Source organism: Streptomyces sp. NPDC054834, from assembly GCF_053611185.1.
Genome location: NZ_JBSGZV010000010.1, coordinates 177346 through 198099, shown reverse-complemented (window position 1 = coordinate 198099; position 20754 = coordinate 177346). Strand labels below are relative to the sequence as shown.

At 68.3% G+C, this 20754-nt stretch carries 17 protein-coding genes, 1 tRNA gene and 3 pseudogenes; 7 read left to right on the top strand and 14 right to left on the bottom strand.

Translation table 11 applies throughout. From position 1 onward, the window contains the following. Nucleotides 1–238: 238 nt before the first annotated feature. Entirely contained in the window at nt 239–682 is a 444-nt protein-coding gene (locus tag ACWGJM_RS16700) for an ATP-binding protein (protein WP_453412464.1), read from the bottom strand. 790 nt (nt 683–1472) lie between these two features. On the opposite strand from ACWGJM_RS16700, the gene ACWGJM_RS16695 reads away from it, so the two are divergent. From ACWGJM_RS16695 to ACWGJM_RS16685, 3 genes are all read left to right on the top strand, one after another. Beyond that, entirely contained in the window at nt 1473–2219 is a 747-nt protein-coding gene (locus ACWGJM_RS16695; RefSeq protein WP_453412404.1) for an IPT/TIG domain-containing protein, read from the top strand. Between the two features lie 119 nt (nt 2220–2338). Beyond that, nucleotides 2339–3619 carry an IPT/TIG domain-containing protein gene (locus ACWGJM_RS16690; RefSeq protein WP_453412403.1) on the top strand — a complete coding sequence of 427 codons (1281 nt, stop codon included), beginning with the start codon at nt 2339–2341 and terminating at the stop codon, nt 3617–3619. Nucleotides 3620–3782: 163 nt separating this feature from the next. Then, on the top strand, nt 3783–4871 hold the full coding sequence (locus ACWGJM_RS16685) for a right-handed parallel beta-helix repeat-containing protein (RefSeq protein ID WP_453412402.1): 1089 nt from the start codon (nt 3783–3785) through the stop codon (nt 4869–4871). Between the two features lie 588 nt (nt 4872–5459). Here the strand turns inward: ACWGJM_RS16685 and ccrA are convergent. Beyond that, nucleotides 5460–6770, bottom strand: a complete 1311-nt coding sequence (gene ccrA, locus ACWGJM_RS16680) for a crotonyl-CoA carboxylase/reductase (RefSeq protein ID WP_453412401.1) — start codon at nt 6768–6770, stop codon at nt 5460–5462. Between the two features lie 312 nt (nt 6771–7082). Between ccrA and ACWGJM_RS16675 the strand changes: the two genes are divergently transcribed. Beyond that, nucleotides 7083–9296 carry an MMPL family transporter gene (locus ACWGJM_RS16675; protein ID WP_453412400.1) on the top strand — a complete coding sequence of 738 codons (2214 nt, stop codon included), beginning with the start codon at nt 7083–7085 and terminating at the stop codon, nt 9294–9296. 247 nt (nt 9297–9543) lie between these two features. Here the strand turns inward: ACWGJM_RS16675 and ACWGJM_RS16670 are convergent. After that, nucleotides 9544–9648 (bottom strand): annotated as a pseudogene (locus tag ACWGJM_RS16670) (chaplin); the annotation flags it as partial. A gap of 122 nt (nt 9649–9770) precedes the next feature. Next, nucleotides 9771–10538 carry a TetR/AcrR family transcriptional regulator C-terminal domain-containing protein gene (locus ACWGJM_RS16665; protein ID WP_453412399.1) on the bottom strand — a complete coding sequence of 256 codons (768 nt, stop codon included), beginning with the start codon at nt 10536–10538 and terminating at the stop codon, nt 9771–9773. Nucleotides 10539–10648: 110 nt separating this feature from the next. Between ACWGJM_RS16665 and ACWGJM_RS16660 the strand changes: the two genes are divergently transcribed. Then, nucleotides 10649–11110 (top strand): ABC transporter permease, encoded by a 462-nt coding sequence (locus tag ACWGJM_RS16660; RefSeq protein ID WP_453412463.1) that lies wholly within the window; start codon nt 10649–10651, stop codon nt 11108–11110. Nucleotides 11111–11227: 117 nt separating this feature from the next. Here the strand turns inward: ACWGJM_RS16660 and ACWGJM_RS16655 are convergent, their stop codons facing one another. Genes ACWGJM_RS16655 through modA form a run of 3 tightly spaced genes read right to left on the bottom strand, consistent with a single transcriptional unit; the run spans nt 11228 to nt 14012 of the window. Continuing rightward, a complete protein-coding gene (locus ACWGJM_RS16655) occupies nt 11228–12328 on the bottom strand; it encodes an ABC transporter ATP-binding protein (RefSeq protein ID WP_453412398.1) in 1101 nt (366 codons plus the stop codon). Continuing rightward, nucleotides 12325–13188 (bottom strand): molybdate ABC transporter permease subunit, encoded by an 864-nt coding sequence (gene modB, locus ACWGJM_RS16650; protein WP_453412397.1) that lies wholly within the window; start codon nt 13186–13188, stop codon nt 12325–12327. The genes ACWGJM_RS16655 and modB overlap by 4 nt, the downstream gene beginning before the upstream one ends. Next, on the bottom strand, nt 13185–14012 hold the full coding sequence (gene modA, locus ACWGJM_RS16645; protein WP_453412396.1) for a molybdate ABC transporter substrate-binding protein: 828 nt from the start codon (nt 14010–14012) through the stop codon (nt 13185–13187). Before modA ends, modB begins: the two co-directional genes overlap by 4 nt. A 197-nt stretch (nt 14013–14209) precedes the next feature. On the opposite strand from modA, the gene ACWGJM_RS16640 reads away from it, so the two are divergent. After that, nucleotides 14210–14701, top strand: a complete 492-nt coding sequence (locus ACWGJM_RS16640; protein WP_453412395.1) for a molybdopterin-dependent oxidoreductase — start codon at nt 14210–14212, stop codon at nt 14699–14701. Between the two features lie 73 nt (nt 14702–14774). Here ACWGJM_RS16640 and ACWGJM_RS16635 read toward each other — a convergent pair whose 3' ends face one another. From ACWGJM_RS16635 to ACWGJM_RS16610, 6 genes and pseudogenes are all read right to left on the bottom strand, one after another. Beyond that, on the bottom strand, nt 14775–15020 hold the full coding sequence (locus tag ACWGJM_RS16635; RefSeq protein ID WP_453412394.1) for a PhzF family phenazine biosynthesis protein: 246 nt from the start codon (nt 15018–15020) through the stop codon (nt 14775–14777). A 576-nt stretch (nt 15021–15596) separates the two neighbouring features. Continuing rightward, nucleotides 15597–16712: a hypothetical protein gene (locus ACWGJM_RS16630; protein ID WP_453412393.1), complete on the bottom strand. Its 1116-nt coding sequence runs from the start codon at nt 16710–16712 to the stop codon at nt 15597–15599. 5 nt (nt 16713–16717) lie between these two features. Beyond that, on the bottom strand, nt 16718–17422 hold the full coding sequence (locus tag ACWGJM_RS16625) for a hypothetical protein (protein ID WP_453412392.1): 705 nt from the start codon (nt 17420–17422) through the stop codon (nt 16718–16720). A 47-nt stretch (nt 17423–17469) separates the two neighbouring features. Beyond that, complete coding sequence (locus ACWGJM_RS16620) at nt 17470–17994, bottom strand: hypothetical protein (RefSeq protein WP_453412391.1); 525 nt, start codon at nt 17992–17994, stop codon at nt 17470–17472. A gap of 409 nt (nt 17995–18403) precedes the next feature. After that, the gene (locus tag ACWGJM_RS16615; protein WP_453412390.1) at nt 18404–18883 is read right to left on the bottom strand and encodes a hypothetical protein; all 480 of its coding nucleotides are present in this window, start codon (nt 18881–18883) and stop codon (nt 18404–18406) included. A gap of 104 nt (nt 18884–18987) precedes the next feature. After that, nucleotides 18988–19717: pseudogene (locus ACWGJM_RS16610) on the bottom strand (GntR family transcriptional regulator). Between ACWGJM_RS16610 and ACWGJM_RS16605 the strand changes: the two are divergent. Then, nucleotides 19643–19895, top strand: a pseudogene (locus tag ACWGJM_RS16605) (hypothetical protein); the annotation flags it as partial. The pseudogenes ACWGJM_RS16610 and ACWGJM_RS16605 overlap by 75 nt on opposite strands. A gap of 610 nt (nt 19896–20505) precedes the next feature. Here the strand turns inward: ACWGJM_RS16605 and ACWGJM_RS16600 are convergent. Continuing rightward, nucleotides 20506–20578, bottom strand: a tRNA-Arg gene (locus tag ACWGJM_RS16600). Nucleotides 20579–20754: the final 176 nt, after the last annotated feature.

Here is a 20754-nt window from a genome sequence, read left to right as displayed (position 1 = left end):
GCACTGCCCCTGAGGGCAGCCGAAGGCGACACCGCAGTCGCGCTCCCCGGAGGGATGGGCTGCCCACCGGTTGGATGTCTCCAGTGACGCAGGAAGGGGCATATGCCGCAAGGAAGATGACGGATCGTCACCCCATCGGAGGGGCGCATTGCAGGGGCGCATTGCGGGGGCTCGATCGGTTTCCCCGGACACCTGCGGTGAGGGGAGCCCGGCCTCCGGACTGTGGGCCGGTCATGTGTCAGGCAGGTGCCTGCACCGTGCCGCCGCGATCAGCGGGAGATTCGTCCATATCCACATCGCACCAGACCATCTTTCCGCCCGCGCACAGTCTTTCGGCGCCCCAGTCGCGTGAACAGTACTGGATGATTTCCATTCCTCTTCCGGCCTCGGCGTACTCATGGCCGGCGAGGCGGACCGGCAGGCTGCGGTTTGTGTCGAGTACTTCGACGCGGATCCGGTCCATGAGTAAATATATGACCAGTTCGAAATAGGATTGGACGCCGCTACGGGCGGCTTGTTGAGGCAATGCGGAATGCTGTACGGCGTTGGTGACCAGCTCGGAGACGACGAGGATCAGCCTGTCCATCACTGAAGGGCTGACCTGCCATGACAGCAGGGATTCGTGTACGTGTCGCCGCGTGATGGAAACCGACCTGGCCGTGCATGGGAGCCTGATGAGCACCGCTTCGGAGCCCTGGCCGACTAAGGGAGTCTGTAACTGTGGGCACGTTCCCGGAATACCGTGAAGGAAATCCCGGTATCGGCATGTTGCATCGGAGGAATCGCACACCGGTTGATTGACTTCTTCCACGTTCCGCCCCTGGTGAAGTAATCCGGTCCATTAGTCGTTATTATTGCCGGTCCATCGGTGATGGGCAGTCAGACCGTACCCGGGGGAACGGGGGAGAGAGGGGGATTCGGGATTTGATTGTGGAGGCAAGGGGGTTCGGAGTGGTTAGTCGGATCGTCTGAATGCCCCTGTGCGCTCACATGGAGGCGTTTGGGCGAGCGAGTCGCTTCCGACCGCTTCCCGAACTCACCATTTCGGAGGACCTGTCTCGACCGGAGTCCCGGGAACTCCCGTGAAGGGCGGGTCCGCACGATCGCTGACTACTCCGTTCGGGTGATGCGATTGACCGGCCCTTGTCACTCGACTGGAGCTGTGGGTCACTGAGTGTGTGAACCGGCGGGCTGCCCATCCCCGTGCCGGGGGAACGTGGAGACGGGCAGCGCATGCCGGTTTTTCTCCTTGCCCAGGGGAGGCGGCGCCGGCTGCTGTGACCCCCGCCGTGCGTGCGGGGATGTCTTCTCGATCGCCCTGGGTCCGGTACCGCTGCCGGCGCCTGAAGGGGTCGGGACACGGACGAGGCATGCCGTTGACGGCGGCTCGATCCCCGACGACGCCACATCAGTGACCGGGCGTCCCCTGCCGGTTCCTCTCATGTCCCCATCAATGAGCGAGGAGTCGCGTCATGCCGATTACTCCGAATCAGGGTTCCACCGGTGGAGGGACGCTCGTGACCATCACGGGTACGAACCTGTCCAACACCAGCGCGGTGAAGTTCGGCACCAAGTCCGCCACCAGCATCACCCAGGTGTCGCCGACCCAGGTCACCGCCGTGTCCCCCTCGGGCACCGGCACGGTCGGTGTCACCGTGACCACTCCGGGCGGAACCAGCAACCCGGTGTCCTTCTTCTACGTGGGCGCCCCGTTCAAGTCGTCCCTGGGAACCACCTCCGGGCCGCTGGCCGGGGGCAACACCATCTCCCTCAGCGGTACCGGTCTGTCCACGGCCACCAGCGTGTCCTTCGGCGGGGTGACCGCCACGCCCACCGTGGTCACCGACAGCCAGCTCACCGTCACCGTCCCGGCCGGTGCCGCAGCCGGACCGGTGGGAGTCAGCGTGACCACCGCGGGCGGCACCAACAACGGTCTGAGCTACACCTACATCGACGACCCGACCATCACGACCGTCACCCCGACCTCCGGCCCGACCTCGGGCGGGACCGCGGTGACCATCACCGGCACCAACCTCGGCAGCACCGAGTCGGTCACCTTCGCCGGTAGCCCGGCACCGTTCTCGGTGATCAACGCCACCACCCTCTCGGCGGTCACCCCGCCCGGTACGGCCGGCGCGGCCGACGTGGTGGTGAGCAACCCGGCCGGGTCCGACACGGCGGCCGGTGCGTTCACCTACGTCGCAGGGCCCGGCATCTGACCCACCCGGCGCCCTTCGCGCAGCGAAGGCAATGCACCCCGTCCGGGCGGCGGCCCCCCTCCGCCCGGACGGCCCACACCCGCGTACGCGGACGTGTCTGTACTGGAGGAGTTACAGCGATGGCTGCCCCTGTGGTCTCTTCGGTCAGTCCCAACCAGGGGCAGACCGCCGGCGGTACCACCGTCATCGTGACGGGTAGCGGCTTCACCGGCGCCACCGCCGTACGGTTCGGCGCCACCGTCGCGCCGTCGTTCACCGTGATGAACAGCACTCAGCTCACGGCGGTCACCCCGCCCGGCACGGGCACGGTGAACGTGACCGTGACCACCAGCCAGGGCACCAGTAGCCAGACGGTCCCGTTCATCTACGGCACCGCGTCCGCTCCGTCCCTGTCGAGTCTGTCGCCTGTGCAGGGGCCGGTGTCGGGGGGGACGGCGGTCACGTTGACGGGGGTGAATCTCTCGGGTGCGTCGGCGGTGCGGTTCGACGGGGTGGCCGCGACGTCGTTCACGGTGGATTCGGCCACGCAGATCACGGCGGTGGCTCCTGCTCATGCGGCGGGTGCGGCGGCGGTGACGGTGACTACGCCGGGGGGTACGAGTAATTCTCTGACGTTCACCTATTTTGGGGTGCCGTCGGTGACGGGTGTGTCGCCTGTGCAGGGGCCGGTGTCGGGGGGGACGGCGGTCACGTTGACGGGGGTGAATCTCTCGGGTGCGTCGGCGGTGCGGTTCGACGGGGTGGCCGCGACGTCGTTCACGGTGGATTCGGCCACGCAGATCACGGCGGTGGCTCCTGCTCATGCGGCGGGTGCGGCGGCGGTGACGGTGACCACGCCGGGGGGTACGAGCAACCCCGACAACCCTCAGGCCTATTTCTTCTACGCCGCCGTGCCCTCGCTGACCGCCGTCACGCCCGTCTCCGGAAGCTCCGCGGGCGGCACCATCGTGACACTGACCGGCACAGGCCTGCTCGGTGCGTCGGCGGTGCGGTTCGACGGGGTGGCCGCGACGTCGTTCACGGTGGATTCGGCCACGCAGATCACGGCGGTGGCTCCCGCTCATGCGGCGGGTGCGGCGGCGGTGACGGTGACCACCCCCGGCGGCACCAGCAACGCCGTCACCTATCAGTACCTCGCGGCACCCACGCTGGTCTCCGTCGTCCCCAACCAGGGACCCACCAACGCCGGCACCGTCATCACCGTGACCGGCAGCGGCCTCACCACCGCCACCGCTGTCCAGTTCGGCTCCACTCCGGCGGCGTTCACGGTGCTCTCACCGACCCAGCTCACGGCAGTGGCCCCCGCGGGTACCGCCGGGCCGGTCCCGGTCACGGTCATCACCGCTGCCGGCACCAGCAACTCCCTCACCTACACCCGGATCGCGGCCCCAGCTATCTGAATCCGCGCGGAAACGTCGCGGAGACGCACGCCCTCACCCATCCGGATTCCACTGGATGCAGTCCGCCCACGATCACGGTCAGGTTGGACTGTCGAGGCGGCAATTCCCGCCCACGACCCGGCTCAGGAGATTGCCGCCCAACAGTCAAACAAAGGGAGAACCGGTGCTGACCGTGAAGAAGACGCGTGCCCTGGTCCTGGCCGCACTGCTGAGCACGTCCGTTTCGGGCATTGCCACGTCGGCCGCTGCCGCAAGCCCGCAGGCACCTGGTGCGGTGGTGCCATGCGGAGACGTCGACGAGCTGATCAGACAGATCAACCGCGCCAACGCCCGTGGCACCGGAACGATCGCTCTCTCGTCGCGCTGCGAGTACAAGCTCACCGTTCCGGCGGTACCCACCGGCCCCCACGGCGCCGACGGTCTTCCCGTCATCACCGGAAACCTGACCATCGTCGCCGACACCGGCACCGCAACCGTCACCCGCGCTACGGCGACTCCGTTCCGCATCGCCGAAGTCGCACCCCAGGGATCCCTCACACTCAAGGGGATCACCCTGTCGAACGGCAGTGCCACATCGGAGCCCGGTAGCGTAGGTGGCGGCATCCTGACCCGGGGAACCCTCAGCCTGGCCGCCAGCCGGATCACCGGCAACACCGCTTCGGTGACGGGCGGGGGCATCGAGGTGGCCTCCAGTGGCACCGCACGATTGACCAGCAGCGCCGTGACACAGAACACCGCCTCCGACGGCGGCGGAATTCACGTCGACACCTCCGGCAGGCTGACCGTCAACAGCGGATCCATCTACGGCAACACCGCGACCTTCACCGGCGGGGGACTGGCCACTAACGGAACCACCGTGCTCAACGGCACATTCGTCCGCGGCAACACAACCGACACCTTTGAGGGCGGCGGCATCTTCACAGCCATCGGGCCCCTGACCGTCAACAGCGGTGACATCAGCGGCAACACGGCGGCCTCCCACGGCGGCGGAATTGCCAACTTCGGCAGCGCTGTGCGCCTGCTGAGCACGTCGGTGGTCGGCAACACAGCCGAACTCGACGGCGGCGGCCTGTACAACCAGGCCGGCACCTCCTACTTCCTCGCCGGCAAGGTCACCGCCAACCGGGCAGCAGGCCAGGGCGGCGGCATCTTCCGGGCCGGCGGCTCGGTCACCTTGGTGCGCACCCCTGTCAACGGCAACGCCCCCGACAACTGCGCTCCGACCGGCGCCGTCACCGGCTGCACCCGGTGACGTGCGGTCGACGAGACGTCGGAGCGACCCCTACGGCACAGCGGCACGAGGGCCTTCCGGTCGCCGGTACGGATCTTGCGGTCCGTACCGGGGCAGAAGGCCCTCATCCGTTCGAGTTCGGTTGTCCGTGGTGTGCGCCACCGGCCTCGGTGGACGCGACACCTAGGCGGTGCAGGTGAACCCGCCCGACACGGTCGCGCTACTCGCCGGGGTGGTCACCTGAACCGCCACGTTGCCCGCTGCCCCGGCGGGCGTCAGACCCGTCAGCAGCGGTGATCGATGCGCTCGATGCCGCCGGTGTGATTCATTGCGGAGCAAGGTCGCCCCGATTCCCGGGCGTTGGCGACTGCGCGAGCCGATGGTGTCGTCACCCGTGCCAGAAGCGGATCCGCTCACCGAGGCATGCATCGGAGCGGCTGACTGAGCGAGAGCGGCCCTGAGCGGGGGCCACCGTGTGGCCTGCCTGCCGCGTCGACGTGGGCATCACGACGCCGTAAGAGGCCCGGCGGATCGCCTCTTGTGCCGGGGCCGATCCGCCGGGCGGTTCACACTGTCCAGGAAATGCCTGTCACCTGCCAGGAACGCCGGTCACCTGCGGAACGCGCTGAGGCGCCGCTCGCCGATTCGTGAGCGCGCCTCCGGGTCGGTGATGCCCATCCCGGGCCGGGGGGCAAGGCACAGGACCCCGACTTTGCCGATGTGCTGGTTGGTCTGGACAGTGCGTGCCGCCGCACCCACTTCGTCCAGCGGGTATGTTTCGGACAGGGCAGGAACCAGGTGTCCCAGTGCGATGAGCCGGTTGACCTCCCACTGCTCGTGAAGGTTGGCACCGTGGCTCCCGATGATCTTCTTCAGCCGCATCCACAGATACCTGTTGTCGTAGAGGTGTTCGTAACCCGTGCTGGATCCGCAGGTGATGACGGTGCCGCCCCGCCTGGCGAGGAAGACCGACGCGGCGAAGGTCTTCTTGCCGACGTGCTCGAACACGATGTGCGGGTCCTCCCCAACGGCCTCACGGATCGCGCGACCCATTTTCTTCCAGCCGTCGGGCCGTTGCAGGAGGGTGTGATCCCCCTCCTCGATCTCCGAGCGGTTGATGACGGCTTCGCATCCGAGTGATCTGAGCACCTCCGCCTTTTCCGCGGAGTTGACCACCCCGACTGGGATGCCGCCTCCGTTGAGGACGAGTTGGACGGCATAGGCGCCCAGACCGCCGGTCGCGCCCCATACGAGGACGACGTCGCCCTGCTTCATCCGGGCTCCGCGTTCACTGACCAGCATGCGGTAGGCGGTGCTGGCGCACAGCGGATTGACGGCGGCTTCCTCCCAGCTCAGTGCGGCGGGCTTCGGCATCAGCTGACTGGCCCGCACGATGGCGTAGTGCGCAAGCCCACCGAAGTTGGTCTCGAAACCCCAGGCCTTCTGTCCTTCGCCGAGCATTCCGTCCCGATGGGTGTCGGGGTCCTGCTCATCGACGTAGGCGGGTGAGATCACCACGTGATCGCCCACCTTCCATTTGCGCACCGAGGAGCCCGTACGGACGATGACGCCCGATGCGTCCGATCCCACGATGTGGTACGGGAGGTCGTGCCGTGCCTCCCAACCCCCCGCTTTTCCCATCTGTTTGAGGAACTGGAACGTCGGGACGGGCTCGAACATGGCCGTCCACACGGTGTTGTAGTTGACCGAGCTCGCCATGACGGCGATGAGGGCCTCGTCGGGGGCCAGTTCCGGCATGGGAACCTGGGTGACGGCGAGAGACTTCCGGACGTCCTTGTCTTCCACGGACTGGAAGGCGTCGACGTCCTCCGCACGGACGGTGGCGGCAGGGAAGTGCTCCGGCACAGGAAGGGACTCCAAGTCCGCGGCGTCGGCACCTGCAAGGACTGCTTCAGACATGGAGGACTGCATCGGGTCTCCCTTTGGCGGATGGTGTGGCGCACGCTCGACGCACGCCTGCCGGATTCTCGAGGAACTGATCTCCAGCAAGCCTCTGCCCCACCGATGCCGCAACCGCAAAAACGGACTGATACCGCCAAGAGAGCAAGGCGTCCGTGCCGGACACGTGTCCGTTCGCCGTTCCGGCTACGTCCCCCCGTTCCGAAGGGAGTAAGTACACAGGACACTTCAGTGCATTACGCACCATAGTGGTGCCAAGTGTCAGGGGTTACCGAACCCCGGCGGACCAGCGCACCCCTAGGGAGAACATACGTGGCCGTGTGCCTGTACATGTCGACCCGATGGGTGATCCGCCACCGTGGCCGAGTTCTGTGCGCCTGGTTGCTGCTTCTGCTGGCGGTCGCGAGCCTGGGCACGACCCTGCACGGCCGGCTCAGCACGGAGTTCTCCGTTCCCGCGGTCGAATCACAGCAGGCCCAGAACCTCCTCGACAGCAAGTTCCCCGAGACCGCGGGGGGTGTGGCCCGGGTGGTGCTACAGGCCCCGACCGGCTCGGATCTCACGACGCGGAGGTCGCGGACGGCGATCGCCTCCGCGCTGCGGCGCGCAGCCGGCGTTCCCGGGGTCCTGCGGGTGACCGATCCCGTTCAGGGCGGCACCCTCGCAAAGGACCGAACCATCGGCTATGCCGACGTCCGTTTCCGCCAGTCGCCGGGCGACGTTCTGCAGTCCGCCAAGGACAGACTGGATGACGCCATGGAGCCGGCCCGGGCGGCCGGACTGCGGGTGGAATTCGCGGGATCCGTCTCGTCGCCACCGGCCGAACTGGGAGGTCCCGTCGAGGGCCTCGGTGCGCTCCTGGCCTATCTGGTCCTCGCGGTCACTCTCGCCTCGCTCCTCGCGGCCGGGCTTCCCCTGATGACCGCGCTGGTCGGGGTGGGCATCGGCGTCCTCGGCGTCGAGTTCGTGTCCCGCTTCGTACAGATGACCAACACGGCGACGGTGCTCGCCCTGATGCTGGGACTGGCGGTCGGTATCGACTACGCACTGTTCATCGTCGCCCGGCACCGCGAGCAACTGGCCGAGCCGGGCTCGGACATCGGCGACTCCGTGGCCCGGGCGGTCGCAACCGCCGGCAGTGCGGTGCTCTTCGCCGGTGTGACCGTGGTCGTTGCCCTCTCCGCACTCACGATCACCGGCATCCCCTTCCTGACCGTGATGGGCCTGGCCGCCGCGGCCACTGTTCTGGTGGCCATTCTGGTCGCCCTCACGCTGGTGCCCGCGGTGCTCTCACTTGCCGGGGAGCGCCTGCGGCCCAGGGGGAACACCGCCCGGCGCGGCCCTGCGGACCGGCCCCGGACCGCGGGCACATGGGGCTCCGCCTGGGGCCGAGCGGTGACCAAAGCTCCATGGGCCGTCGCCCTGACCGCGGTGGTGGCACTGTTCGTGCTCGCCCTGCCGGCCCGCGAGCTACGCCTCGGCCTCCCCAGCGACGAGACACAGCCGAAAGCCAGTACCCAGCACAAGAGCTATGAACTCCTTGCCGAGGGCTTCGGCCCCGGTTTCAACGCCTCGCTGGCCGTGGTGGCCGACACCACGCACGTCGCGGCCCCGGATCGGCCCGGGGCGATCAGAGAACTGACGGCCGCCCTGGCGAAGGATCCCGATGTGGTGACGGTGACCCGGCCGGTGGTCAACCGGGACGGCACGGTGACGGTCATCGGGCTGGTACCCGGGACGGGCCCGGACGACCCGGCGACCACCGACATGGTGCACCGGCTGCGGGACGACGCGACGGCAGCGGTCCGGAAGGCGGGCGGCACCGCCTACGTCGCCGGCGCCACGGCCGCGGCGATCGACGTCTCCGGGAAGCTCTCCGCCGCCCTGCCGCTGTTCCTGGGCGTCATCGTGGCGCTGGCCGTACTCCTGCTGGCGATCGCCTTCCGCTCCGTGCTGGTTCCGGTCAAGGCCGTTCTGGGCTTCCTGCTGTCCGTCGCCGCCACGCTGGGCGTCGTGGCCTGGGTGTTCCAGCAAGGGCACCTCGCCGGTGTCTTCCGGATCGCCGCGGCGGCCCCGGTGGTGAGCTTTCTCCCCGTGCTGCTCATCGGCGTGCTGTTCGGGCTCGCGATGGACTACGAGGTCTTCCTGGTCAGCCGTATGAGGGAACACTTCCGTCACACAGGTGACGCCCGGGCAGCCGTCATCCAGGGCCTGGCCCGCAGCGGACGCGTCGTCACCGCGGCCGCGCTCATCATGACAGCCGTGTTCGGCGGCTTCGTCTTCAGCCATGACCCAGTGATCAAGTCCATCGGCTTCGCGCTGGCCGTCGGAGTGGTCGTGGACGCCTTCGTCGTCCGCCTGACCCTGGTCCCGGCCGTGCTGTACCTCCTCGGCCGTCGCGCGTGGAGTCTGCCGCGGCGGCTGGAACGCGTGCTGCCCGATGTCGACATCGAAGGCGCCGGCCTGCCGACGCGCCACGCCACGCGACAGGACGCCGACCACACCGACGTGCCGGCCGCGTCGTGAGCCCGACGTGAGGGCCTCCCGCAAGATCTCGTCGGCACGCGCGACCGGGCCGAAGAAGAAATTGCCGGCGCTCGAGGTGGCGCGGTTCTTCCGCGCGATGCGGTCGGATCAGTGGCCTTGGCGCCGGGTCGCGCCCTGGTCGTGCTTGTGGTGGCGGCCTCAGTTGACGCAGGCCTTGCCGAAGGCCGGGGTTCAGCAGGGCGATGGCGTCGGCGGTGTTCTCGCAGACTTCCACCGGCACATGGGCCGGGACCTGGACGACGTCGGCCGACCCGCCGCCGGGCGAATCGGCGGCCGCGCCGTGAGCACCCGGGCCGATGGTCACGGCGGCCGCCTTCGCGATGTGCGACATCACGTTCTGCCCGGCGGGCACTTCTGCGTCGACGAGGTGCCCGGGCTCCTGCTGCCCCTGATCGCGGACCGGCTGCTGCTGACGCCGGCCGGGCGGCGGACGTCATGAGGGCGCCGCGGTCCTCAGTGGAACAGCCCCCGCACGGCGTGGGCGGCACCGGCGGCCGTCGGTACCCCGGCGGCACCGGACGTCTCCTCCTCCGCGGGCTCGGCGGCCGCCGGCGCGTTCACGGGGGAGCGGGCGCCCTCACCGCGCAGCCGGGCCTCGAGGCCGTCGAGGATGGTCTCCAGGCCGAAGGCGAACTTCTGGCTGAGCAGCTCGGCCGGATCGGCGTCGCCGAGGGCCTCCATGCGCTCGCGCAGCCGGGGATAGGTGGCGGCGATCTCGTCCGCCTGGGCGGCGACGTCGGTGGACTTCGCGCGGGACGCGGCGGCCTGGGTGGCGTCCAGCAGGGCGGTGCCCGCCACGAAGGTGAAGGCGGTGTTCACGGCCCGGTCGAGGTCGCGTCCGGTGAATCCGGCCGCTTCGTAGACGGCGTACGAATGGTTCTGGAAGCGGGCCATGCCGGGGCCGTAGACGAAGTGCGTGCTGATCGCGGGGACCAGCCAGGGGTGGCGTTTGACCATCGCGTACGTGTCCTGCACCAGGGCACGCGCGGCGGTGCGCCAGCCCGTCTCGGCGGGGTCGAGCAGCTCGATCTCGCCCCACACCCGGTCGGCGGCGAGGACGACGAGGTTCTCCTTGTTGCCGACGTGCCAGTACATGGCCGTCGCGGCTGAGTTCAGCCGTTTGCCGAGGCGCCGCATGCTCAGGCCCTCGACTCCCTCGTCGTCGAGGAGCTCGATCGCTGCTTCGACGATCTGATCGCGATTCAACGTTTCACGCGCCATGCGGCCAGCGTAGCCCACGAACTTAAACAGTGTTCGAGTTCGGATTTGCACGCCGTGCAAGTCGCTTCGTCGCCCGCTCCCCGATCCTGGCCGGCCACGTCCTGTAGGCCCTGATCCGCACCCTCGTCAGCGTCGCGGTGGTCCTCGGCCTCGCCGTCGCCCTCGGCTTCCGCCCGGACGCCTCACCCCTTGCATGGCTCGCGGTGGTCGGTGTCACCGCCCTGCTCACCCTGGCCCTCACCTGGCTGGTCACCGCCTTCGCCCTCGCCACCAAGAGCCTGGAGGGCGCCAACAGCCTCACCCTGCCGCTTCAGTTCCTCCCCTTCATCAGCAGCGCCTTCGTGCCGACGAGCTCGATGCCGGCCGGCGTGGAGCAGTTCGCCCGCTACCAGCCCCTCAGCCCGGTCATCAACACCCTCCGCGGCCTCCTCGAGGGCACCCCCATCGGCAACGACGCCTGGCTCTCCCTCGCCTGGTGCCTCGCCCTCACCGCCCTCGGCTACACCTGGTCCAAGTCCTCCTTCAACCGCACCTCGACCGCCCCGGCGGCGACGGCCCCGGCCGCCAAGTGACGAGTGGTCAGCCGTCGACGGCGAACCAGTCCCACGGGGGCCACCCGCAGAGCTGTACGGGTGGTGCGGGTGGGAACCCGGAACCCCCGACGGCGAAGCCGAGGCGCGCGGACCCGCTCAGGCCGGGTAGGCATGCGTCTGGGCGGCCTTGACCGTCGCCCACACCACGGCCCCCGGGTGGAGCCCCAGCTCGGCCGCGGCCACCGTCGTAAGGTCGGCCGCGAGGGAGAGTCCGCCGCTGAGATCGGCACGGATCTGATCGCCGTGGGTCTCCAGACCCGCGACCTCGCACCGCCAGAGATTGCGGGCGCTGGAAGCGGTAGGGCGCTCACGGTGCAGAGTGACCGCGCTCGGCGGGAACGCGACGAAGACCGGCCCCGTGAGATCCTCCGTGGTCGTGATCACTGGCCCCGCGTCGACATGGACCGCGTGACCCTCGGCCCGCCCCCGGTAGAGGTTCAGGCCGACGAGGTGGGCGATGTAGTCCGTACGCGGATGGCGGGCGATGTCGGACGGCGTGCCCTCTTGGACGACACGGCCCTCCTCGACGACGACCAGCCGGTCGGCCAGCACCATGGCGTCCAGCGGGTCGTGCGTGACGAGCACGGCGACGGCCTCGAACTCGGCGAGGTGACGGCGGAGCTGGGCGCGGACGTCCAGACGGGTCCGGGCGTCGAGCGCGGCAAGGGGCTCGTCGAGGAGCAGCAGCCGGGGACGGGTGGCCAGGGCGCGGGCCAGGGCGACACGCTGGGCCTGACCGCCGGAGAGACGGCGGGGCTTGGCGCCGGCGTGGGCGGCGAGGCCCATGCGGTCCAGCCACTCGGCCGCCTGGGCGCGGGCCTCCGCCTTGCCGGTGCCGTGGCAGCGCGGGCCGAACGCGACGTTGTCCAGGGCGGTGAGGTGCGGGAACAGCAGGTAGTCCTGGAAGACCACGCCGACCGGGCGGGACTCGGGCGGCGTACGGTCCAGCCGGGCGCCGTCGAGACGCAGATGGCCGTCCGTGAGGGGAACGAGACCGGCGAGGGCGCGCAGGGCGGTGGTCTTGCCGGCGCCGTTGGGACCGAGCAGGGCGACGACGTCACCGGGGGCGGCCGTGAGGGCGACGTCGAGACGGAAAGCGCCGCGTTCGACGACCAGGCGGGCGTCCAGCCCCTCCACGGCCGGACCGGAACCCCCCGTGGCGGCGGGATGGGGGGTCACCTTCTCCGTGTCGGTCATGAGGCGGTCATCCAGCGGTCACGCAGACCGGCCAGGACCGCGATCGACACGGCCAGCAGCACCAGGCTGAGGGCGATCGCGGCCTCCGGGTCGCTCTGGAGGGCCAGGTAGACGGCGAGCGGCATGGTCTGCGTACGGCCGGGAAAGTTGCCGGCGAAGGTGATCGTCGCGCCGAACTCGCCGAGCGCGCGGGCCCAGGCCAGTACGGCACCGGCGGCGACACCAGGGGCGATGAGCGGCAGGGTGACCCGGCGGAACGCGGTGAACCGGGAGGCGCCCAGGGTGGTCGCGGCCTCCTCGTAGCGCGGGTCGGCCGCCCGCAGCGTGCCCTCCACACTGATGACGAGGAACGGCATCGCCACGAACGCCTCGGCCACCACGACGCCCGCCGTGGTGAACGGCAGCGTGACGCCGAACCAGGCGTCCAGCCACTTCCCCACGACCCCGTTGCGGCCGAGCGCCATCAGCAGCGCCACACCGCCGACCACCGGCGGCAGCACGAGCGGCAGGGTGACCAACGCCCGGACGAGCCCGCGTCCCGGGAACTCGGCCCGCGCCAGCAGCCAGGCCAGCGGCACCCCGAGCACCAGACTCACCGCGGTCGCCGCCGTCGCGCACACCAAGGACAGCTGGAGCGCCTGCCACACCTCCGTGCTGGTCAGCAGGTCCGGCAAGGTGCGCCAGGGCGTACGGATCAGCAGGGCGATCAGCGGCAGCACCATGAAAGCCAGCCCCACCAACGCGGGAACCAGCAGCGGCAGCGGAGCGCCCCGTCCGACGCCCGCCCGGACACGTCCGCGCCGTGGCCCACCCGCCAGGGTGTCGGCCACGGCACCGGACTCGTCGTGCGGGGAGGTCACGGCTTGAGGAACCCGGCCTCGGTCAGGGCCTTCTGGCCCTCGGCGGACCGCACGAGCGCGATGAACGCCTTGGCGGTCTCGGCGTTCTTCGAGTCCTTCAGCAGGGCGATGGGGTAGTCGTTGACGGCCTTGGCCGATTCGGGGAACTCCACGCCCTCCACCTTGTCACCCGCCGCGTGCACATCGGTCTTGTAGACGACCGCCGCGTCGGCCTCCTTCAGCACCACCTTGTTGAGCGCGGCCTTGACGTCCTGCTCGTAGGACACGGGCGTGAGCTTGAGCTTGCCGGCGTCCAGGGCCTTCTGCGCGGCGGCGCCACACGGCACCGCCTTGTCGCACAGTACGACCTTCAGACCGGACGTGGTGAGGTCCTTCAGGGAGGAGACCTTGTCCGGGTTGCCCGGCAGGGTGGCGATCTCCAGCTGGTTGCGCACAAAGGTGACCGGCTCGGTGGCGTTGTCCTTCTTGCCGGTCACGATCGCCATGGTCTTGGGGCTGGCGGAGGCGAACACATCGGCCGGGGCGCCGCCGGTGATGCTCGCGGCCAGGGAGTCGCTGCCGCCGAAGCTGAAGGTGACCTTCGTACCCGGGTGTTCCTTCTCGAACTCCTTGCCCAGCGTCGTGAAGCTCTCCTTCAGCGAGGCGGCGGCGAACACCGTCACCGTGCCGGACAACTTGTCCGACGAGGAAGCCGAAGCCGAGGAGTCCGACTTCGTGGAGGAGTCCGAGTCGGACGACGAGCAGGCACTCAGGGCCAGCAGGGCGGCGGCGCCCGCGCCGGTCACCTGAAGCATCCGGCGGGTCCGACGCACGGAACGGGTCATCACGGGTCCACTCCCTCTGTTCCTCAGCCGGCTCCCGGCTGACCAGGGGCATCCCCCCATGGACCGATGATAATGCCGCAGATGCAAGGCGAAAGTCCGCGTCTCGCCGCATGAGCAGGGCTGCTGGCCGGTGGGGCTGGTATATGCGTTTGTACGACATGTGGCGGCGGGTACGGTCATCCGGGAGGTGGTAGCCCGTGAGTCAGTCCCTCGCAGCCGCCGGTACGGCCGCCGCTCCGGCGGCGGAAGTCGTCCTCACCGGTGACCTGGCCCGGCCGGCCCGTCTGACGGTGGCCGCACTGCTCGCCTGGCCCCAGCACCGGACACGGGTCAGCTTCGAATGCGCCACCAGCGGCAGCCGGCACCACACCTTCACCGGCCCGCTCCTGCACGACGTCCTGTCGGCCGCCGGTCCGGTCTTCGACCCCGCCCGCCGCAAGGACCGACTGCGCTTCCTGATCGCCGTACGCGGCGCGGACGGCCACCACGCCCTGCTGTCCTGGGCGGAGATCGACCCCGACTTCGGCCGCGCCCCCGTCCTCCTCGCGGCCACCGTCGACGACACCCCGCTCGACCGTGCCGGCCCCCAGCTCGTCCTGCCCCAGGACCGCTGCGGGGCCAGACACATCAGCGGCATCGAGGCGATCCGGGTGGACGGCGGCTACCCGGCGACGAGCGGACCCTGGTGAGAGCTTCGGGTTGTTCCGGGCCGCAGGCGGGGAGGCGGATCACTCACCTTGCCGCATCGAACCAGCGCTCAACTCACCATTGACGGAGGTGGCGCAGCGACCCGTGACCACCGGCCGGGAACCGTGGTCGAGATGGATGTCGATGACGCTGGGCCGGGGCGCTTCCGGTGGCCGGGTCCTCGTCGAGTCCGGAGCCGGGGTTGAAGAATCGTGCCGACACATGGGCTACGGGGCGTTCGTCGCCGATGACCACCACGTAGACACCCTGCGCCCGGCACGTGGCGTGCCACCCGGACCAGCGCGGCTTTCTCGGGCGCACATCGTGTGAGCGCCGCGGTGTCCGTGACCGGGACGAGGAGATGGCCGGCGCCGGTGTCGACGCTCCGCAGGGTCAGCGGAAGGTCGAGGTCCTCCACACGGAGCCGCAGGGCGTCGGCCACGGCCTCCCGCTCCGCTTCCTGGCCGAAGCGCGCGGGCTCCTGCACCATCCGAGGGCGTCACCGAGGACGAGGACGTCCGACTCCCGGTCGCCGATCTGCTGCGTGACACAGCCGCCGTCGTCCGGCCGTGCCACGCGGCCGGTCTCGAAGAGCCACCACCATGGGCTCCCGCCCGCGGTGAAGGAACGCAGCCGGGCCGCCACATCCCGCCCCGCCGCGCCCTTCGGCTCACATCGACGACGGCCAACGGATTGCCGCTCAACGGCGCGTCGGCGAAGACGTCGACCAGCGCGAACGGCACCTGGTCGACCGAAGATCGATGCTCCGGCATGGGCAGTCCCCTCCTCTCTCAGAACTGTGACGCGGTAGCCGCTGCCCAGGATGCTGCGGACCAGACGGGGGGCGAGGAATGTGAGCGGGCATCTGGGCACCGAGCAACTTTGCCGAAGCCGTGGTCACCAGAGCAGAACGACGCCCTGCCCCGGCGTGAGCCACTGTTCGACCGCGATCTCGATCCGGTTGGTGGAACTGTCCACGACCGGAGTCGTTCCCCGTGGAATGAAGAACGGCACAACCCGGTGATTCGGTGGGCTGTCGGCGGAAAACGTCATACGGCTCCAGTCGAAGATGACGCGCCGTACATAAGCCGGCCGATCCTCCCAGTAGTAACAGAAGCGCGTATCGCGGGGGATTTCCCCGATCGACCTGGTGGTGACCGTGACCTGGTTGTTCGCCCCGTTGGGGATGATGTTCCGCATCAGCTTGACCGGTTCTCCGAACGGTCCGGTCAGCGGCACACCATAGCCTTCGTACTCGTCCTCGGGAACTTCCTCCATCCGGGAGGAGACCACCGAACGGTTCGCCCCGTCGTCCGTGGACACCATGAAGCGCACCGAGTCGTGCGAGGACTTCAGTGAGTCGACAGCCCGGGCGATTCCCATGTCATCCTCGTAGGAGAGGATCTGGATCAGCTTGGGGCATTCCGCAGCGAGGTGCGCGGCCGAGGAATTGCCGATGGTGAGTGCCGTGAGGTAGACGGGCAGATCATGCACGGTCACGCGGTACGTCGTCTCCACTTTCCACGCATCGCCGCCTGGTGTGTCCGAAAGATAGTGGAAGCAGTCGACATCCCGGTAGATGTGCCGGTCCGAGATTATGGCGCTCATCAGCGATTCAATGTGCCCGTTCGCCCCGTAGACCCTTTCCAGTCCGAACTTGACCAGATCGGCCGGGTCGCGATGACTCAGGATTTCGTTGGCGAGGGTGATGCGCTCGTCGGCGATTTCCTGCCGGGCCTCGCCGAGCGACCGCTTCAGCTCGGAAAGATCCGTGGTGAACGCCTTGTCCTTGGCTCGCTCGTAGGTGAAGGCGACCAGCAGTGCGACGATGATGCCGGGAACCGATGCGCGCAGGGACGAGGTGAGGTTGTCCGCGTCATCGGCCGAGATGAAGTTACGCAGCAGCAGCACCGGTAACGGGGTCTGGAGCACCACCAAAAGCGTCAGAACGGTGATGGCGAAGGCGATCTGCTTCTTGTCTCGACCGTTTTCGTTTTCTCCTGACGTCGTCATTGTGTTCACCCTCCGGTCAGTGCGCGGGATACGTAGTAGACGCATGGCAGCACTCCCGCGTATGCCCAGAAGAACAAGTTGAGACCCATGGTCATGGCGATGAGGAGATGGAAGAGCGCCAGTCCGGACAGGATGGCAAACGCGGCCCACCCGGGCAGTAGCAGAACCACAGGAAAGCTGATCTCCGCGGAGATGACCGCCCACTCGGCGTACCGCGTGACGACCCGCCCCTGTACACGGGCGGACAGCGTCGGCGTACCGAACGCGACCGTTTTCAGAACACCCGGGAGAGCCCTTCCGGTTCCCCATACGTCCGAGAAGAACTTGCATGTACCGGCGGCAACGTAGCTCAGGGAGACCATGATGCAGAGCAGTATGCATGCGAGTCGCGCGTCAATCTCATCCGGTCGGAGTCGGTTGACTGCGATGGCAATAAATGTACCGAGTGCGATGAAGTCGGCCGCTTCCAGACCCAAGGGGTGAAGGAGCAGTGCCAGGACGGAGAAAAACACCACCAGAACCACCGACGGAGTCAGTAATGGTGGATGAAAAACACCGACCAGTGTTCCGGTCGCAGAGATGATGCGTCCGGATAAGACCGATCGTGACAGGAGCAGAGGAAGCCCGTCTGTCGATGAGAATGCTGACAGCGCGGTTCGGGTGAGGGGCCGGCCGGAGAGCCACAGCCATTCGGCGGATCCGATGATCACGCCTATCGACGTCAGTGCACAAGCTGACTGCAGCGCCCCATCCGGACTCATGTCCCCATCGCAATTACCTCGGAGCGCATCACCACTCGGTATGCGTGCTCACCCGCCGAGTAATCGCTGGCCAGGATGGCGAACTGGAGATCCCCGTCTTCTCCGTCACCTGCCATGGCGGCAACGGTCATGTCCCGTAGTGCCAGATAAGCGGCTGATTCGGTCACGGCGCGGTTCGACCTGGCAGCCTTGGACAGTTGGCTTTCCAACTGGAACAGCGCTGTTGTCACACGTCGGTCGGGATTCCAGAGGAAACGGGTCGGCCGGGGCCCTTGTTGGCTCCACAGCGTCTCCCATGCCGTGAAATGGCTGCTCCCTCGATCCCGGCGACGTGCGACCAGGTGACGGTCGGTAGAAATGGGGCGAGGACCGAAGAGGCGCCAGTCCGGAGCGATGGTGAGCGGTGCAGGGTTGATCTTCCCTGGAAAGGCCGAAGAAATAATCGACGCCACGAGCGAAAGAATGAGAACGAGAAACGCAATCAGTAGCAATATCGCCACTGTAGCGGACAGCGCGCCCATACCCGACTACCGACGGCGCCAGACACTCTTGCCCACGACGCCCAGAGACCCCGATGTCCCGTTGACGAGCTGCCAGGCCGTGCCCTCGGTGAGCGAATTGCTGAGCGCCACCTCTGACTCTTCCCCAGTTATCAGAAGATCGGCGGCTTCCGACGGATCGTTCGCTTTCTCAGTGCACGCCACTTCGATCTCACTGGTGTCGGGAATCCACCGGCGCACCATCTGCCCTCCAGTTGATCTACCGCAGAGTGAAAACGGAGAATCACGCTTCTGCGAGAGTAGCGGCCGAAAGGTCATCGCGGAAGAAGAATGGCTGACAGGGCACCCGTCGGCGTGAGGGACGGGCTGTCGCGGCCGGCCCGACGGCGCAAGCTGCCTGAACATGCCTGTTCTCGGGGTCTGGTGACGATCACTCGATCCCGAGGGGCCCAAAACCTAGGTCCTCACGCATGAGACGACGCATCTGAGCCATGGCCGAGCGACGCCTTCCTACCAGGGACGCTTCCTCGGCGGAGCCGACTGCCACCCCCCGAGCGTAAGCGTCGCGTATCGCGCGCAGGCCGTGAAATGCCTCGTTACACGCCGCCACAACCTGCGGCGGGCCCACGAGCCAAAGGCGTTCACTGGCTGTATAGAGGCCGGTACCACGGACGGCCTCCCTCACGGCCGCATCACGCGCCGACTCGGACATGTGATCGCCCAAGGCGACGGCCCGCATCTCTTCTCCTGCCGCTTTGAGGGCGGACACGAACTCCGTGTACACCTCGCGCCGTACTTCCAACGCATGCCTGGCCTCCTCCCGCCGCCACCGGTCGCGATCGGCGATCAAAGTGGCTGTGATGCCGATGACGGCACCGGTCAGTGTCGAGAGGAGCGGCATCCAGTCCATGTGCCGCAGCTTGGCTCAACCAGTGCACCGGTACCAGTGGCTCTCACCACGGAAGTGGGCGCCGTAGTCCTTGGCGAGATCGTCTCGCGTTTGCGGGACAGCCATCAGTGACGGTTGATCGGGATCTCGTAGACGATCTCGCAGTGAGCGGCGGGCGCCACGATGTCCGCCGTCTCCACCGGGCGCCCCTGGTCGCTGTAGTACGCCGGATGTGCGTGACAAGCGCGGCCTTCTGGACGCCCAGGAGCGACGCCTCTTCGCTGGTCGCTTGCCTCGGTTCCGGCTGTCCCACGGCATGGCTGACGGTGACGCCGATCGCGGCCATGCGGTTCACGACACCCGCCCTGGCGTGCGGCCCTCCCTCGGGGAGGACGACGAGAGTGCCGGCGGTGAGGTCGTACGGCTCCCAGCTCGTCGACAGCTGCACCGGCCTGCCGTCGGCCAGGAACTCGTACGTCGTCCGGACGCACAGGTCGCCCTCGGCGATGCCGAGCCGCGTCGCGATGTCCGCCGGAGCCGACACCTTGGCATCGGTCCGGCTCTCCCAATCCCCTTGGCTGCCCAAGGCCTTCATGTCCGCCCGGAACGGCGATCCGTCGGGCCGCTCACGCGCGGAGGAACGAACCACTCGCACCCGCTGCCGGGGCTCGGCGACGTACGTGCCCGTACCGGCGCGGCCCTCCAGCACACCCTGGGAAATCAGCAGCACTCCTGGCCGATCTGAGCGCGGGAGGGCAGACGATCCCCTGGCTCCCATACGTGCTCCTCGATCCGCCGCCGGAGTTCGTCGGCGGGCTGTCCGCCGTCGGGCTTGCCACACGCGTGGAGGAGCACGACCGGTACACCGTCGGTCGAAGCGGAGGTACCGGAATCGCTCTCCGCCGACTTATGGCGGGAGGTCCTGGAAGTGGTGGCCGAGGCCGATCGGTTCGGGCTCCTCGGCACCAGCCTGAACGGCCGCACCGCCGTCGCCGCGTCAGCGGTCGAAGGGAAGGCGGGGACGGCCGGCGGCCTGGAGGGCCTGAAGCCTGGTCGCGACTCGCCGGAGTCGGCTGATGCCTCCTCGCCGACAGCCCCAGATCGCCGATGCCTGGGCCGTCCCCTACCGGTCGACTGCCTGCTGTATCGGCACGCACCTTGCCTGCACGGAGTCCTCGCCGGTCTCCGCACCGATCGACCTGCCGGCTCACGCGCATCCTGCGCCAGCACATCGAGGACGAACAGCTCCAGCCGGGTGATCTGCTCTTCCAGGGGGAGACCGGCGGCATCCTCGCCGGATCCGTCATCCGTCGGGCGTGGCGCAGCGCCCGTAAGGGACAACCGGAACACGCGCCTGACGAAGTGGCTCGACGACGGAATCCCGCCGCAGCTGCCGGACCTCAAACGGCGGCTGGAAGCCGCGGGCGATCTCCCGGAGCCGGAGGTGCCGGGCGCTGGCTGATCCTCGCCCGTTCGAGAACTTCGACACGCATTCGACACAGCCACCCGCGAAAGCCCGGTGACAGCCGGACAGCCCCGGAGTCTGCCCTTGATCATCAAGGGGGTGTCCGGGGCTTCGTCGTGTCGGTCGGCACCCGTCCTGACCAGCAAAAACGCCCTCCCGAAGGAGGGCGGAACATGGGCGCCCCCGGCAGGACTCGAACCTGCGGCCAAGCGCTTAGAAGGCGCCTGCTCTATCCACTGAGCTACGGGGGCCGGGGACAAGGATAGGGCTCCCGGTTCCTTGTCCCTGTTGCTTCGCCTCCGTGGCTCGATGTGGAGGTTCGGTGAAGCGGTCCTGATAATCGCAGGCAGGTACGAATCGTGCACCGCTTTTGGCGTCCGACGCCATCGGGTGTTGTGCACTCGTTATGCCTGGACTGTGCCCGTGC

What these genes read in the sequence shown, in the direction of transcription:
- ACWGJM_RS16695 (WP_453412404.1), top strand. Translation starts at nt 1,473, where the DNA reads ATGCCGATTACTCCGAATCAGGGTTCCACCGGTGGAGGGACGCTCGTG.
- ACWGJM_RS16690 (WP_453412403.1), top strand. Translation starts at nt 2,339, where the DNA reads ATGGCTGCCCCTGTGGTCTCTTCGGTCAGTCCCAACCAGGGGCAGACC.
- modA (WP_453412396.1), bottom strand. Translation starts at nt 14,012, where the DNA reads ATGACCCGTTCCGTGCGTCGGACCCGCCGGATGCTTCAGGTGACCGGC.
- ccrA (WP_453412401.1), bottom strand. Translation starts at nt 6,770, where the DNA reads ATGTCTGAAGCAGTCCTTGCAGGTGCCGACGCCGCGGACTTGGAGTCC.
- ACWGJM_RS16630 (WP_453412393.1), bottom strand. Translation starts at nt 16,712, where the DNA reads ATGACGACGTCAGGAGAAAACGAAAACGGTCGAGACAAGAAGCAGATC.
- ACWGJM_RS16620 (WP_453412391.1), bottom strand. Translation starts at nt 17,994, where the DNA reads ATGGGCGCGCTGTCCGCTACAGTGGCGATATTGCTACTGATTGCGTTT.
- ACWGJM_RS16665 (WP_453412399.1), bottom strand. Translation starts at nt 10,538, where the DNA reads ATGGCGCGTGAAACGTTGAATCGCGATCAGATCGTCGAAGCAGCGATC.
- ACWGJM_RS16655 (WP_453412398.1), bottom strand. Translation starts at nt 12,328, where the DNA reads ATGACCGACACGGAGAAGGTGACCCCCCATCCCGCCGCCACGGGGGGT.
- ACWGJM_RS16615 (WP_453412390.1), bottom strand. Translation starts at nt 18,883, where the DNA reads ATGGACTGGATGCCGCTCCTCTCGACACTGACCGGTGCCGTCATCGGC.